This is a genomic window from Actinomadura sp. DC4, assembly GCF_030406325.1.
Taxonomy (GTDB): Bacteria; Actinomycetota; Actinomycetes; order Streptosporangiales; family Streptosporangiaceae; genus Actinoallomurus.
This window is the reverse complement of record NZ_JAUEQY010000007.1, coordinates 308,262-321,729: the sequence shown is the minus strand read 5'-3', so window position 1 is coordinate 321,729 and position 13,468 is coordinate 308,262. Positions and strand designations below refer to the sequence as shown.

At 72.7% G+C, this 13,468-nt stretch carries 14 protein-coding genes; 6 read left to right on the top strand and 8 right to left on the bottom strand.

The annotated features are described in order from the left end of the window. Window positions 1–108: 108 nt before the first annotated feature. From QWU11_RS14765 to QWU11_RS14750, 4 genes are read right to left on the bottom strand one after another with little or no spacing between them, the layout of a single operon-like run. The gene (locus QWU11_RS14765; RefSeq protein WP_290108675.1) at window positions 109–300 is read right to left on the bottom strand and encodes a hypothetical protein; all 192 of its coding nucleotides are present in this window, start codon (window positions 298–300) and stop codon (window positions 109–111) included. Then, window positions 297–1,598, bottom strand: a complete 1,302-nt coding sequence (locus QWU11_RS14760; protein WP_290108674.1) for a hypothetical protein — start codon at window positions 1,596–1,598, stop codon at window positions 297–299. Before QWU11_RS14760 ends, QWU11_RS14765 begins: the two co-directional genes overlap by 4 nt. Continuing rightward, window positions 1,598–2,428: a hypothetical protein gene (locus tag QWU11_RS14755; protein WP_290108673.1), complete on the bottom strand. Its 831-nt coding sequence runs from the start codon at window positions 2,426–2,428 to the stop codon at window positions 1,598–1,600. Before QWU11_RS14755 ends, QWU11_RS14760 begins: the two co-directional genes overlap by 1 nt. Next, a complete protein-coding gene (locus tag QWU11_RS14750; protein WP_290108672.1) occupies window positions 2,425–3,141 on the bottom strand; it encodes a hypothetical protein in 717 nt (238 codons plus the stop codon). Before QWU11_RS14750 ends, QWU11_RS14755 begins: the two co-directional genes overlap by 4 nt. Window positions 3,142–3,259: 118 nt before the next feature. Here QWU11_RS14750 and QWU11_RS14745 point away from each other — a divergent pair, with 118 nt between their 5' ends. The 5 genes from QWU11_RS14745 to QWU11_RS14725 all read left to right on the top strand — a co-directional run bounded on the left by QWU11_RS14745 (window position 3,260) and on the right by QWU11_RS14725 (window position 6,793). After that, a complete protein-coding gene (locus tag QWU11_RS14745; protein WP_290108671.1) occupies window positions 3,260–4,390 on the top strand; it encodes a hypothetical protein in 1,131 nt (376 codons plus the stop codon). Between the two features lie 27 nt (window positions 4,391–4,417). Next, window positions 4,418–5,071 (top strand): hypothetical protein, encoded by a 654-nt coding sequence (locus tag QWU11_RS14740; protein WP_290108670.1) that lies wholly within the window; start codon window positions 4,418–4,420, stop codon window positions 5,069–5,071. A gap of 3 nt (window positions 5,072–5,074) precedes the next feature. Next, window positions 5,075–5,263: a hypothetical protein gene (locus tag QWU11_RS14735; RefSeq protein WP_290108669.1), complete on the top strand. Its 189-nt coding sequence runs from the start codon at window positions 5,075–5,077 to the stop codon at window positions 5,261–5,263. Then, window positions 5,264–5,920: an RES family NAD+ phosphorylase gene (locus QWU11_RS14730; RefSeq protein ID WP_290108668.1), complete on the top strand. Its 657-nt coding sequence runs from the start codon at window positions 5,264–5,266 to the stop codon at window positions 5,918–5,920. Between the two features lie 525 nt (window positions 5,921–6,445). Continuing rightward, entirely contained in the window at window positions 6,446–6,793 is a 348-nt protein-coding gene (locus tag QWU11_RS14725) for a hypothetical protein (protein ID WP_290108667.1), read from the top strand. A 71-nt stretch (window positions 6,794–6,864) separates the two neighbouring features. Here QWU11_RS14725 and QWU11_RS14720 read toward each other — a convergent pair whose 3' ends face one another. Next, entirely contained in the window at window positions 6,865–8,409 is a 1,545-nt protein-coding gene (locus QWU11_RS14720; RefSeq protein ID WP_290108666.1) for a serine/threonine-protein kinase, read from the bottom strand. A 105-nt stretch (window positions 8,410–8,514) separates the two neighbouring features. Further along, a complete protein-coding gene (locus QWU11_RS14715) occupies window positions 8,515–9,117 on the bottom strand; it encodes a TetR/AcrR family transcriptional regulator (protein ID WP_290108665.1) in 603 nt (200 codons plus the stop codon). Window positions 9,118–9,177: 60 nt separating this feature from the next. Here QWU11_RS14715 and QWU11_RS14710 point away from each other — a divergent pair, with 60 nt between their 5' ends. Further along, window positions 9,178–10,101, top strand: a complete 924-nt coding sequence (locus QWU11_RS14710) for an NAD(P)H-binding protein (RefSeq protein WP_290108664.1) — start codon at window positions 9,178–9,180, stop codon at window positions 10,099–10,101. Here the strand turns inward: QWU11_RS14710 and QWU11_RS14705 are convergent. Next, window positions 10,091–10,690, bottom strand: a complete 600-nt coding sequence (locus tag QWU11_RS14705) for a hypothetical protein (RefSeq protein WP_290108663.1) — start codon at window positions 10,688–10,690, stop codon at window positions 10,091–10,093. The two genes, QWU11_RS14710 and QWU11_RS14705, sit on opposite strands and share 11 nt — an antisense overlap. A gap of 59 nt (window positions 10,691–10,749) precedes the next feature. After that, window positions 10,750–13,467, bottom strand: coding sequence for a CHAT domain-containing protein (locus QWU11_RS14700; RefSeq protein WP_290108662.1), 2,718 nt, complete (start codon window positions 13,465–13,467; stop codon window positions 10,750–10,752). Window position 13,468: the final 1 nt, after the last annotated feature.

The window sequence follows — 13,468 nt, the reverse complement described above, 5'->3', positions numbered from 1 at the left end:
TACGGGCCTCGTTCCCGGCGTACGTCTCCAGCGGCGTCCAGACCCGGCGGTGGCGCGCTTCGATCCGCGCCTCCCCGTCACCGGGTTCGGGTACCGGTCTCTGTCTCATCAGTGGACGAACCATTCGCGTCCGTGCGTGGGGCAGCGGACGCCCAGTCCGCAGTCGCCGCACGCCGACCGCTGCCGGCGCCAGCCGCCCCCGCAGCGCCGGCAGCGGACCAGGAGGACGCCGCAGTACTCGCAGACCCCCGGGATGTGGGCGAACCCGCGTTCGCGCGGCCAGATCTCCCGCAGTGTCATGACGTCTCACCCGGCGGTTCGAGCGGGGCGTGCCACGTACCGACCGCCTCGCTGAAGAGGGGCCGGGCGGAGGCCTGCGCGGCCGCGTGCAGGTACGCGTGGGCGGCGTCGATGTAGAGGGCCTCGATCTGCTCGCGGCGGGCGTCCCACGCCTCGTCGCGGCGGCGGTCGGCCTCCTCCGGCATCTCGGCGGCCAGCCAGGCCTGCTGCGCGACGGCGTCGATGCGGTTCATGGTCAGCTCGTCCAGACGCTCCCGCGCGCGGCGGTGGGCGACCAGCGCCGGATGTTCGTCGGTCAGGCCGTAGAGCAGCGCGAACAGGCCGGTCAGCAGGATCAGGGTCAGGAACAGCAGGACGGCCTGCCAGTGGCTGAGATGCAGGTACCGCAGGGCCCGGGGCAGCGCCACGCTCGGGTCGAGCGCCGTGCCGTCCGGTGAGGTCCCCCCGATGCGGGAGAGCACGCCGACGCGCAGCCAGGCGAGCCCGAAGGCCGCTCCAGCCCAGACCCCGAGCGTCGCCACCGCGCCCACCGGCGCGAAGGCGTCGCCGGCCGGGTCATGGCGATGCCGCAGCAGCCGCCCGGCGAGGTGCGGCAGGGCGATCATCGTCAGCGATACCGCCCCGGCGAGCATCATCCGCCCGAGCGCACTGGAGGTCAGGTCGGCGAAGCTCTCGTACTGCAGGACGAGGTCGAGCATGAGGAACACGAGGCCGAGGGTGAGGAAGACGTTCCGCTCGGCCTTGTGCTCCTTCCGGTCCCGCGCGGCGCCGGCCCACCGGGCGGATGTGGCACGCGGGGTACGCCGCCGGCGGTGCTCGTGGTCGGCCTGCAGCGCGTCGAGCTGGGTCCCGCACGCCTCCAGGTGCCGTTCGGCCGCCGCGATTTCCTCGTCGAGCCGGTCGATGAGGACCTGATTGGCCGCCAGATCCGCGATACGGCGCCGTCGCGCCGCGCCGTCGACCGCCGCGGCGGCCTGCCGGCGGATCTCGTTGTCGGAGACCGTCTGGTCCTTGCGCGCCGCGAGCTGGCGGATGTACTGCGGAACGGCACTGGTCTCGAAGCTGTGGTCGTCGTACATGCCGATGCCGGCGTCGTGCAGCCCGGCCTGGACGGCCGCGTCGCGGAGCAGTCCGGGGTCCGGCTCCGTCCACGTACGTGGCAGGCGGCCGGTGTCCTCGACGTAGTCCTCCGTCGGTGTCCCGAGAGCGGGCATCTCGGCGCGCATCGGCGCCCCGGCGTCCTGGCTCTCGTCCGTACGGCGTGGCAGCAGGCGCTGCCACCAGCGTGGTCCGGTCATCACTTCCCCCATCCGTCGACGCCGTCCGCGCCGTCGAAGATCTCGTTCCAGAAGGTGGTGCAGCGGTCGTAGGTCACCAGGCGCCGGTTCGCGTGGGGAAGTTCCTTGCAGCCGCCGTGCAGGGTCAGGTGGACCCCGTGCAGGTCGGGCACCCGCCTGAGGCGTTCCAGCGCGGCCACGAGATGCTGGGGCGACTCGGTCATGACCTTCGGCGGCGCGCCGTAGAAGAGCGAGTCGCCGTCCAGCGACCGGGCGTTCTCGGCGAGGTCGCTGAATACGATCACCCGCGAGGGCCGGGGTCGTCCTTCGGCGACCCGCTTCAGCGCGCCGAGGATGTCGGACCCTCCGGCGCCGGGCGCGCAGGTCGCCGGTCCCGTGGCGACTCCCGCCATCTGCTCCGCGTCGGCCAGCGCGCTCTTCCGCCGGTCGGCGACGTACTGCTTGCGGCCCGTCTCGCCGAGCGAGAGCGTCTTCGGCGGCTGGACCGTGATCTCGGTGACCGGGCACGCGTTCCGTTCGGTGTCGCCGGTGACCGCCGCCAGCCGTACGGTGTCGCAGTTCTCGTCGAGCAGGAACCCGGGCAGGTGCGCCTCGATCTGCGACCGCTCGTACCTCACCGACAGACCGGGCGTGGTGATGTCGGTGGCGGAGCTGGAGGTGTCGGTCACGACTCCGCAGACGGCCGTCGCGGGCTTCGTGAAGTGAAAGTAGGCCCAGCCGCCGCCCGCGCCCGCGACGAGGAGGACGGCCATCGAGATCGGCAGCCAGCGGAGCGTTCGTCCGGCCGAGGAGGGTGGTCGTGCGTACCGGTTGCCGGCCAGACGCGTCATCGGAGCTCTCCGTTCGTGGTGGGCGGGAGTTCGGGTGCGAGCAGCCGGAGCGCGTCGCGTACGACCTTGCGGGCGTCGTCGTCAGAGGCCGTGCCGAGCAGGCCGACCGGGTCTCGCCACTCCGCGTCGGCCTGGGCGCGGGCCACCGGGCCGGGACGTGGGGGCGCCGACGCATCACCTGAGCGCCGGCGCTTCTTCGCCGCGCGCCCGAGCCGCCGGTCGCGGACCTTCTCGTAGTGCCCGAGCAACTGGTTCGCCTCGGCGATCGCCTCGCCGGCCGCGGCCTCTTCCGCGGCGCAGCGCGCGGCCCATTGCCCGAACAGGTCCGAGACCTGCGCCCCCATGCGGCTGCGCTCGTCTCCGGAGCGCACGGCGCGAGCCTGCGTGGAGGTCAGACGGTCCTGCCCGCCGGCCTTCAGGTGGACGCACTCACGGTCGCGCAGGTCGAGCATCGCGTACGACGCCTGGAACAGGCGGCCCTCCAGCGGGCCCGCCGTTTCGTGGAGTACACGCCTGCGGCACTTGCTCTGACGGTCGGCCGTGTCGATGGTGGCGCTGATGAAGCCGAACGGAACGGCGGTCGCCGCCGGGGCGTCGTCATAGATTCCGGCCCGTACGTCGCCACGCGCCGCCCGCGCGGCCGCGAGCCGGTCGCGCAGTGACGGCCTCGGCGGCCGTCGGCGTCGTTCCCGGAGGTTGCTCTCTTTTGCCAATTTCGGTCATCCCCCTGCTTGAGTGAAATATGAGCGAAAATAGGTGGTCGGCTGATATTCGGGTTGATTAATCCGCCAACGGGAAGTGCGGAACTACGGCCCGGTGGATACTGGTTCGGTGACAGTTCCACCCCCCGATTACGACCGTCTTGTCCAGGGTCTGCGGATGCTGCACAAAGAAGGAATGCGGAGTCTGCGCAGCCGTCCGATTCCGGCGCTCGTCGAGGCCGCCACGCTGTGCGGGCTGACCGACCCCACGGCGTCCGTCTACACGCCCGCCGCCGTGGCCGAGCTGCTCAACCAGGCCGTCGCGGGTCTCGGCGACGGCGAGCTGGGCACCGCGGCGAAGTTCACCCTCGGCCTGGTGCCCGGCACCGCCACCTGGCCCGTCGCCGACCGCCGGAGACGCGCCGCCGAGGCGTACCACGTCCAGCCGGAGACCTTCCGCAAGGAGCCCGAGCACCGCGTCCTCGAACAGGTCGCCGAGGAGATCATCAAGCTGTGCCGGCACGCGGCCCTGGCCGCGCGCGGTGGCGTCGCCGATCGCGTCGTCGAGCGGCCCGCGCTCCCCGGGCCGGGCTCGCACCAGATCGCGGTACGCACCGCCGCCGGTCCCCGGACGCTCTGGCTCGACGCCATGCCGGTCGAGCTTCTGCAGGGCGTCGACGTCATCGTCTCCAGCGAGAACGTCTACTTCGAGATGGCCAAGAGCTACGGCGGTTCGCTGTCGGCCGCCCTGCGCCGCGGCGGCGCGCGTACCGACACCACCGGCGCGGTGCTGGAGGACGTCATCTCCGACGAGCTGACCGGCTGGGTGCGCAAGAACGGTCGCGTCGGCCGCCCCGTGGCACCGGGAACGGTGGCGCCGACGGGCGCCGGCGACCTCGTCGGCCAGGGCATCCGGCTGCTCCTGCACGCGGCCGTCGTCGTCCCCCGCTCGGACGGCACCGGCTACGACGTGCCGCCCGAGACGATCAACGCCGCCGTACACGCGGCGTTCGCGCTGGCCCGCGAGCAGCGCCGCCTCTTCGAGCCCGAGCTGAGCTCGATCGGCCTGCCGCTGTTCGGCGCCGGCCACGGCGGGATCGACCCGCACCTCAGCTTCCGCTGGATCTGGAGCGCCCTGCGGAGCGAACTGGCCGCGGGCGACTTCGCCGTCCACCTCGTCACCAAGGACCGCGACCACGCCGAGGCGGTCCTCGGCGTCCTCGCCGAGGCGGACGCGCTCGACCATCCCGGCGTCGTCTGAGCCGCCGGCGACAGGGAAGAGGACCCGGTGCGGTACGAGGACATGGTGGCGCTGGTCGCGGGGCGGATCGAGGAGATCGCGCCGTACCTGGACCCCGCGGCACGGGCACGGCTGGCCGAGCTGTCCGCGGAGCTGACCGAGGGCCTGGACGACGCGTACTCCCGGGAGGAGGCGGCCGACCGGCTGCGTGACCTGGTGGTCGGCGTGCTCCCCGAAGGCCATGAGGTACGCGAGGCCCTGCTGCGCGGCGACGCCGAGCGTTATTCGGACGCCCTCCCGGGCGCGACGGACTGGAACACCTCCGCCGCCGGACTGCGCGGCGCACTGTCCTTCCTGTCCGGCGGCGACCCGCTGTGGGCGGAGATCCGCACCCGGCTGCTGGCCGCGCCGGCGCTCACCCCCGGCATGCTGCCCGAGCACGGCGGACCGCACCTGATCCGGTTGCCCCGGCCGGACGGCGGCGTGCAGCTGCCCGCGTTCCAGTTCGACACCGCCGGCCGCGTCCGTCCGGTCGTGCGGGAGGTGAACGCCCTGCTGGACGCGGAGCGCGATCCGTGGGGTGTGGCGGATTGGTGGCTGGGCCTGAACGCGGTGCTGGGTGCCGCGCCGGCCGATCTGCTCGACGCGGGCGGCGATGATCGCGTACGCGCCGCTGCTCGCGTGGTGCTGGAGGTGGAGTGAGTGGTGACCGGTGTACGCGGCCGGGCCGCGCCCGGTGCCCGGCGCGGTCGGCAGAGCGCGACCGGTCGCGGCGTCGTCCGCGCGGTGGCGGGGAAGGTCGACGCGCTCCTGGACGTGGAGCCCGATCCACGGGGTGCGGCGGGCCGGTGGCCGGGTGCCGCCGCCGTTCGTGCGGTGCTGGAGGTGGGGTGAGTGGTGGCCGGGATGTCCGGGCCGGTCGCGGACGGGCCGGTGGCGTACACGTTGCCGCGTGGTACCCGGCTCTGGCGTGTGCACGACACCGAGTACGACGCCGAGGAGTTCCGGCCCCGGCCGGGCGGCGGAGAGCCCGGTACCGGACGGTTCGGCTGTACCGCCGACGAGCGCTTCCCCTACCTCTACGCCGCCCTCGACGACACGACCGCGCTCACCGAGACGCTCGTCCGCGACGTGCTCTTCCGCAGGGACCGGGAGGCCCGGCTCATCCTGCGCCGTACGCTGTGGAACAAGCGCCTGTCCGCGCTCCGGCTGACCGCCGACCTGCGGCTCGCGCGGCTGCTCAGCACCGCCGACCTCGCCAGCGGACGACAGGACGAGTGGCTCATCCAGACCGAGCCCGAGCACTTCACGCTGACGCGCGAGTGGGCCGCGGCCATGCGCCGCTCCGCCGGCTGGGCGCAGGGGATGATCTGGCTGTCCAAGCGCGACCTGCCGAACGCCGCGGTGATCCTGTACGGGGACCGCTGCGTCGCGAAGGACCTCCTGCGGCCCATCCCCGGCGCCGCCGTCGACCTCGACTGCGACGCCGGCCTGGACTGGCTCGACGCGGTCCTCGAGCCGTACCGGATCCGCGTCTCCCGGACCGTGTGACGCGGTCCCGCCCGCGACGCCGGTCGGGCCCGGCTCGATGCGGTGCTCGGGCCGTACCGGGTCCGTGTCTCTCGCATCCTGTAATGCGGTTTCGGCCATGCCGACTCCCCGCCCGCTGTTGACGACGCGGTACGCACACGCCGGCAGGCTGGTGGTTCTGCCCCGGTTCCCCCGTCTGCGTACCCTTCGCTCCATCCTCGGACGCGCACTGTCCGTAAAGCCGGGCATGGACCGGGCGTTTCCCGGGCGTCAGCCGGTCTTTAGCCGCCGAAAGCATCCGGGCGCCGTTTCACGTATCGCCGACGGTGATCCATTTCGTGCAGAGCATCTCTCGCGGTTCTGAGACCTAACCTGAAAGTGATGGGCCGAACACTCAGAGTGATGCATGATGTTTTCAGATCGGAGGAGGTGCAGATCAGACCTTGACCTACGGCGAGCCTCGGCAGCTCGCCGCCAGGCCCCCGAAAGGAGTCGACTTCGATGCGCAGAATACCGATACGGATCGCTGGGTCGTGCGCTCTGGCCGTGACGCTCGCAGCGTCCGTGGCCGCGTGCGGCAATGACGACAAGAAAGCCGCCTGTGACAAGCTCCGGGACACCATTACCCAGGTCAGTCAGAGTGGTGTTTCCCAGAACAACGATCCGAACGGGCTCGCCAACACCTATTACAGCAGTGCCACGACGATGCGGCAGGAGGGCCGCGACTCCGGCGACAACGACGTCGAGAGCGCGGCCAACGACGCCGCCTCGGCGCTCGAACAGCTCAGTCAGCAGCTGACGGCGGACCGCGACGGCCGGGGCGCGCCGCAGATGCCGAACAGCACCAGCCTGATGAGCGCCGGTGATCGGATCAGGTCGGCCTGCGACAACTGACGGCACCCGTCGGTGGTGCGGAAACGACGACCCCGCTCTCCCATCCCGATGGGGGAGCGGGGCGGCGACGGTCAGCCCACGTGAAAGCCATTGAAGATCGGGTCGAGGTACGACGAGGAGTTCGCCCACTGGTCCGCCGGCATCCGGAAGTAGATGGCGAAGCACTGGCCGCCGATGCGGAAGAAACGGTCGATGACGCGTTCGGTGCCGGTCGAGCGGTCGTAGGCGAACCGCAGGTCGGCCGCCGGCACGCCGAGATACGTCGTCGGCGTGACCGCGGCCTCGCGATAGCCGCGAAAGCTCCGCGCGACCGACGCGCTCACGGCCTGCGCCTGCGTCTGGGGGTCCGCGTCCCACGAGGTCGTGCCGACCTGCAGCAGCAGCTGCGTCGACGCGTCCTCGTAGAAGACGTTGTCCCCGTCGACGCGCCGCGACCACGACGAGGGCACCGGCACCGAAAAGCCGCTCTCGGACCGCGTGGTCCAGTGCTCCGCCGCCGGCGACGCGGAACCGGCCACACCGGCCGCCCCGGTCGCGGCGGCCGGCGGGGTGGTCCGCGCGTCCAGCGGCCGGAACGAGGACGCACCCGTGTGCGGCCGTTCATCGGCGGACGGCCGGCCGAGCACCCAGACCGCGCCGAACGCGGCCACGACCAAGGCCCCGGCGAGCGCGCTCGCGGCCACGAGCATCGCCGGCCGCCGCGAGGACGACACAGGCACAGGCACGGGCGCGGCGGGCAGCGTCAGATCGGCCGGCGCGGTGAGCTCACGCCGTACGACCGGGAGCGTCCACCCGTCGCCGGCCGGCGGCCGTGTCCCCTCGGCGACCTGGCCGAGCACCCGGTCGGCCTCGGCCGCGGTCATCCGGTCCACCGGATCCCGGCGCAGCAGGCCCGCCAGCACCGGCGTCAGCGGTCCGGCGTTGAGCGGCGGCGGCGGTTCCTCCGCCATGATCGCGGCCAGCGTCGACACCGGCCCGGACCGCTCGAACGGCGAACGTCCCTCCACTGCGGCGTACAGCGTGGCGCCCAGCGACCACAGGTCACTGGCCGGCCCGGAGTGCTCGCCGCGCGCTCGTTCGGGCGCGATGTAGGCCGGCGAGCCGATGAGCACACCGGTGCCGGTCAGTGTCGCGTCGCCCTCCAGCGCGGCGATGCCGAAGTCGGTCACCACGACCCGGTCCGCGCCGGCGACCAGGACGTTGCTCGGCTTGACGTCGCGATGCACGATGCCCGCGGCGTGCGCCGCCCGCAGCGCGGCGAGCGTCTGCCGGCCGAGCGCGGCCACGCGCCGCGGCGGCAGCGGCCCCTCGGCGTCGATCACGTCCTGCAGCGACGGTGCGCTGACCAGCTCCATCACGATCCACGGCCGGCCCTCGTGCTCGACCACGTCGTGGACCGTGACGACGCCCGGATGGCTGAGCCGTGCGGCCGACCGCGCCTCCCGGATCGTACGAGCGTGGCGCTGACCGCGTTCGGTCTCGCTCATCCCCGGCGGCAGTAGCACCTCTTTGACGGCGACGTCGCGGCCGAGAAGCTCGTCGTGCGCTCTCCAGACCGTTCCCATTCCGCCTTGGCCAAGCCGGCTGAGCAATTCGTACCGGTCGCCGACGCGCATGACTTGATCGCCCTCCCCGCAGAACGGTCCACCCAATGTGAGACGGGGCGGATATGCCCGAGGTTCACCGGTGAAGAGGCGTTATACAAGCGAGACGCGGAATGCTCATTCCTCGGCGGCCGTCGCCGCGGCGAGCAGCAGCTGGACCACCTGCCGCAGCGTGGCCTCGGCGGAATAGCCGTCCGGGTCGAGCGTCGAATGGAGCACGAATCCGTCGCCGGCCGCGACGATGAGTGCGGCCATCGGCTCCGGTTCCACCCATGAGGCGATAAGGCCGGAATCGCGAAGTTCGCCGATGCTCGTCGCGAGCGCGCCGCGCAGTTCCGCGAGCAACTCGACGATCTGCCGGCGGACCGTCTCATTGCGCGAGGCCGTCGCGAGCGCCTCGATATAAGTCGGGAAATGCTCGTGGGCCTGGTCGAGCGCCTCCTGTAGCGCCGCGATCGTGTCGAGCAGGCCGCGCAGCGGGTCGCCGGCGATGCCGGTCAGCGCCGCGCGGGCCGGCTCGATCCAGGTCCGTACGGCGTGGACCAGCGCCTGGGCGACGAGGTCGTCCTTCGAACCGAAGTGGTACGTGATCGCCTGGAGGTTCACCCCGGCGGCGGCCGCGATCTCCCGCGAGGTCGTCTGCGCCACGCCATGGCTGCCGAGCACCTCCAGCGTCGCCTGGAGCAGCCGGGCCCGGGTGGCCTCTTGTCGCCCAATCATACGTATGTATGATTCGGGTCAGCGGCGGCACGGCGGATCGGGCGATGGGAAGGATGCGTCATGAGCCAGACAGACCTTGTGACCGGAGCGTACGGATACTCCGGAACCTATCTCAGGAGCCGGCTCCAGGCGGCGGGCCACACGGTCCGTACGCTCACCGACCACCCGGCGCCCGACGCCGACATCGAGGTCTTCCCATACCGCTTCACCGACCCCGGCGCCCTGGAGGAGGCCTTCACGGGGGTCACGACCTTCTACAACACCTACTGGACCCGGTACGAGCCGGGCGGGACCAGTCACCCGCAGGCCGTGACCAACACCGAGGCGCTCCTGACGGCCGCCGCCCGCGCCGGGGTCGAACGCGTCGTGCACCTCAGCATCACCAACCCCGACGCCGACTCCTTCTACGCCTACTACCGGGGCAAGGCCGCGGTGGAGGACCTCGTCAGGGACAGCGGCCTGCCGTACGCCATCGTCCGGCCCGGTGTGATCTTCGGTGGCCCCGACATCCTGCTCAACAACATCGCCTGGCTGCTCCGGCAGTTCTACGTCTTCGCCATCCCGGGCGACGGCCGGTACCGGCTGCGCCCGGTGCACGTCGAGGACCTCGCCGAGCTGTGCGTACGGCTCGGGGCCGAGCGCGAGGACACCGTGGTCGACGCGATCGGCCCGGAGTCGTTCAGCTTCGAGGACCTGGCCGCGACCATCGCGCGCGCCATCGGGTCGCCGTTCCGCCCCGTGCACCTCCCACCGGCCCTGGTGTCGCTGGTGCTGCGCGGCCTGTCGCTGGTGACCAGGGACATCGTGCTCACCCGGGACGAGATCGACGGCCTGATGGCCGAGCTGGTCATGGTCGAGGGCGAGGCCACCTGCCCGACGCCGCTGACGGACTACCTGCGAGAGAACGCCGGGCGGATCGGCAGGGAGTACCACTCCGAGCTCGCCCGGCGCAGGCCTCTGCGGCCCGCCGCGCTCACGGGCTGACCTCGACCGGCACGTCGGCGGGCCTCCGGGGCGCGAAGATCGCGAGAAGGACGCCGGAGAGCGTCGCGCCGCCCAGTCCCAGCGCCTCGTCGCCGAGGGTGTCGCGGTAGATGTCGACGACCTCGTTGGTGTTCATGATGAACGTGGAGTACTCGGCGAGCTCCCACAGGATCGCCGCGATCGCCCCGAGCCCGGCGCAGGTGAACCCGAGCATCCAGCGCGGGATCACCGGGCCGCGCCGCAGCGCGACACCGGCGGCGGCGCTCAGCAGCGCCCAGTTGGTGAAGTGGCAGAAGTCGTCGAACCAGGTGAACGTGTCGTAGAAGTTCACGGCGTTGCCGGCGACGTCGATGACGAACGGCGCCACGATCAGCGCGTCGACGTCCCAGGGATACCGGACCGGCCCGCGCAGCCGGCTCCAGGCGAACCAGATGATCGGGACCAGCACCGCCGCGAGCGGATAGGTCATCGCCCGGATCCCCATCGCCTTGGCCGCGAAGCGGTCCCAGTCCGGATGGAGGAGCGCGAAGAGCAGCAGCCCGACCAATGCCGCTTTCAACACGAGCGAGACAACACGCCACCGACTCATGGCGCCCATTATCGGGACAACGGGCGGTCCACCCGACGTACTTCGGGCAACTCCCCGGTTCAGACGCCCGTGTAGCTGAACGCCGCCCAGTACTTGGGCTCGCGAAAGGGACGCCGCGCCCGCCACAGGGCCAGCGACTCCGCCTCCAGCCGCGGCTCGGCGACCAGGTTAGGGTCGTACCTGGTCAGCTCCTCGTTGGTCGCCTTGCGCAGCCAGCACTGCGCCTCGGCGAAGGCCCGGCGCGGCGCGCGCCCGCCCTGCCAGAGCTCGTGGAACCGCAGCAGGAGGCACGCGGTGGCCGTCTCCTCCACCCGCCACGCGGAGGCGATCACCGCCGCGACGCCCGCGTACATCAGCCCGTCGGGGAGGCCGATCGACCCGCCGGGCGCGGTGGTCTCATGCGACGACAGGACGGCGAGGCGGTGGCTCCCGTCGCGCAGGATCAGGTCGCGCAGGGTCAGCCGCCCGTCGGCCATGGCGAAGTGGCTGTCGAGCAGGTCGGGTTCCCGCCGGACGGCGCAGGCGAAATGCCAGGCCCCGGCCGGGCCGATCGTGGCGAGCGCCTGTGCCCGGGTCGCGTCCGGCAGCCGTTCGCAGCGCGCGCCGTAACGCTCGTGCAGCGCCCTGGTCTGGTACGCGACGAGGCGCAGGTCGGGGCCGTCCGCCGGGTGCGGGACGTCGGCGGCCAGGAGGGTGAGCGGCCGCGCGGAGACCGTCATGGCGGCCGTACGCGCGTCGCGCAGCAGCCGGGCGCTCGGCGCGCGGCGCAGGAGGAGGTAGTCCGACGCCGGCGGCGCGTTGCGCGTCGGCGCCGCCGCGTGCAGCGGGAACGCCCCCAGCGGCCCGGTCGCGATCAGCGCGGCCTCCCGCCCGGCGAGCTGTACGGTCAGCGGCTCCATCACCGCCGACCACATCCATGGGTACAGCCCCTGACCGGGCCCGTCCGCGGTCTCCCACGCCGAGTCGGGAGCGCCCTCGACCACCCGGGCCAGCGTCTTCGCCCGCTCGGCGACCTCCGGGGCGGTCAGCCGGGGCAGCGGCAGGACCTGCGGCTCGCCGTCGGACCGTACGATGATCGCGAATCCGCCGCGCTCGGTCGCGCCGAGGTAGACGATGGGCCCGCCGACGGCGACCGCGCGGATCTCCTCGTAGGCGAGCGGCGGCTGGATCTCCGCGTCGCCGAGCACCTCGGCGATGGCCCGCCGCAGCCGGTCGATCTCGCCCCACGGGCGCTCGCTCGCCTCGTCCTGACCGGCGATGCCGAACTCCCGGCGGATCGCCGCCTCCACGGCGCGGGCGTAGTCCGTGTAGAGATCCCGCCGGCCGGCCTCGGTGAGCCGGCGGGCCAGCTCGGGTGGGGGAGCGGCGGTGGCCAGGCCGAACGCGACGGTCCGCCCGTACTCCATCGCGACCGCCGCCTCGCGTACGCGGCTCGCAGCGAGCAGCCAGAAGCCCGCCTCGGCGGCGTTCCCGCCCAGCCGCGCGGCGGTCTCCGCGCGCAGCCGCCACGAGTGCGGCCGCAGGACGAGCGGCGGCAGCGTCATCGCCCGCCGCCAGCAGGCCTCGGCGGCCTCCTCGACGTCCTCCTCCTCGATCGCCCACGCGATCCAGTCCGCGGTGACGCGTTGGAGGCCGCCGACCGACTCTCGCGCCCGCTCGTCGAACGCCCGCCGGAACGCGGCCCCGATCTCCTCGGCCGTACCGGCCCGCGGCCGCCACGCGATCGACGCGCGGGCGGTGGGCAGCAGCTCGGCGGCGTGGGTACGGAGCTCGGACCTCCCGCGGGCGAGGCGCTCCAGCAGCCGTACGGCCTCCTCCCGGTCGCGCTCGCTGTCGTCGCGGGCGAACCGCGCGAGCAGCAGGTACGCGAGGACGAACCGGACCGAGGCCCGATCGGCCCGGCGCCCCGGCAGGCGCGATCGCCAGACGCCGACCCGCTCGTCCAGCCAGAACTCACCGGGAGGGCCGGGCATCAGCGCCAGCCGCGTCTCCGCGTCCAGGGCCAGATCCGAACCGGGCCGCACCAGGCGGAGCGCCTGCTCGTAGTAGCCGCGCGCCTGGAGCCGGAAGGACCGCTTCGTCGTCTCGGAACCGCTGCGGGACACCTGGTGCGCCGCGTGGTCGCCCCGCGCGATGGCGACGTGGTAGAGGGCCGGCATGTCGGCCGCCAGCGGCCGGGCCGCCTCCTCCAGCCGGTCGAGCGTCTCCTCGTAGAGCGCCTCCGTACCGGTGAACTCGATCGTGTCCACGAGCTCGCGGTAGGCGTCGAACAGCATGTCGGGATCCACCGAGGTGTCGCGGCGCAGCCCGTCGAGAAGGTCCCGCGCCTCGACGGCCCGGCCGGAGCCGTCCGCCTCGCGCGCGAGCACCACGAGGGCGCGGGCCAGGTTGAGGCGTGTCCAGCCGGGGCGGACCCGGCCGGGCGCGCCCTGCCGCAGGGCCATGCGGCACTCCCACTCCATCGCTGCGGCCTCCCGCCGGTTGCGCGGCACCATCGGCCGGTGTGACCGCCGGGCGAACTCGCGCCTGACCATCCGGAGGTTGACGAGCACCGCGACCGCCAGCGCCGCCGAACCCGCCGCCGACGCCACGGGCGGCGACACGAGGCAGAGGGCGCCGAGGGTGAGACCGGCCGACTGGAAGACGCTGAACAGCAGCGCCGTCGACGAGAGCCGCCGCCGACTCGGGTGGTCGACGGACCGGACGATCTGCAGAAAGGCCAGCGAGGCCAGGGCGAAGAAGAAGACCATGACCAGGCCGGCCGGCAGCGGCCCCATC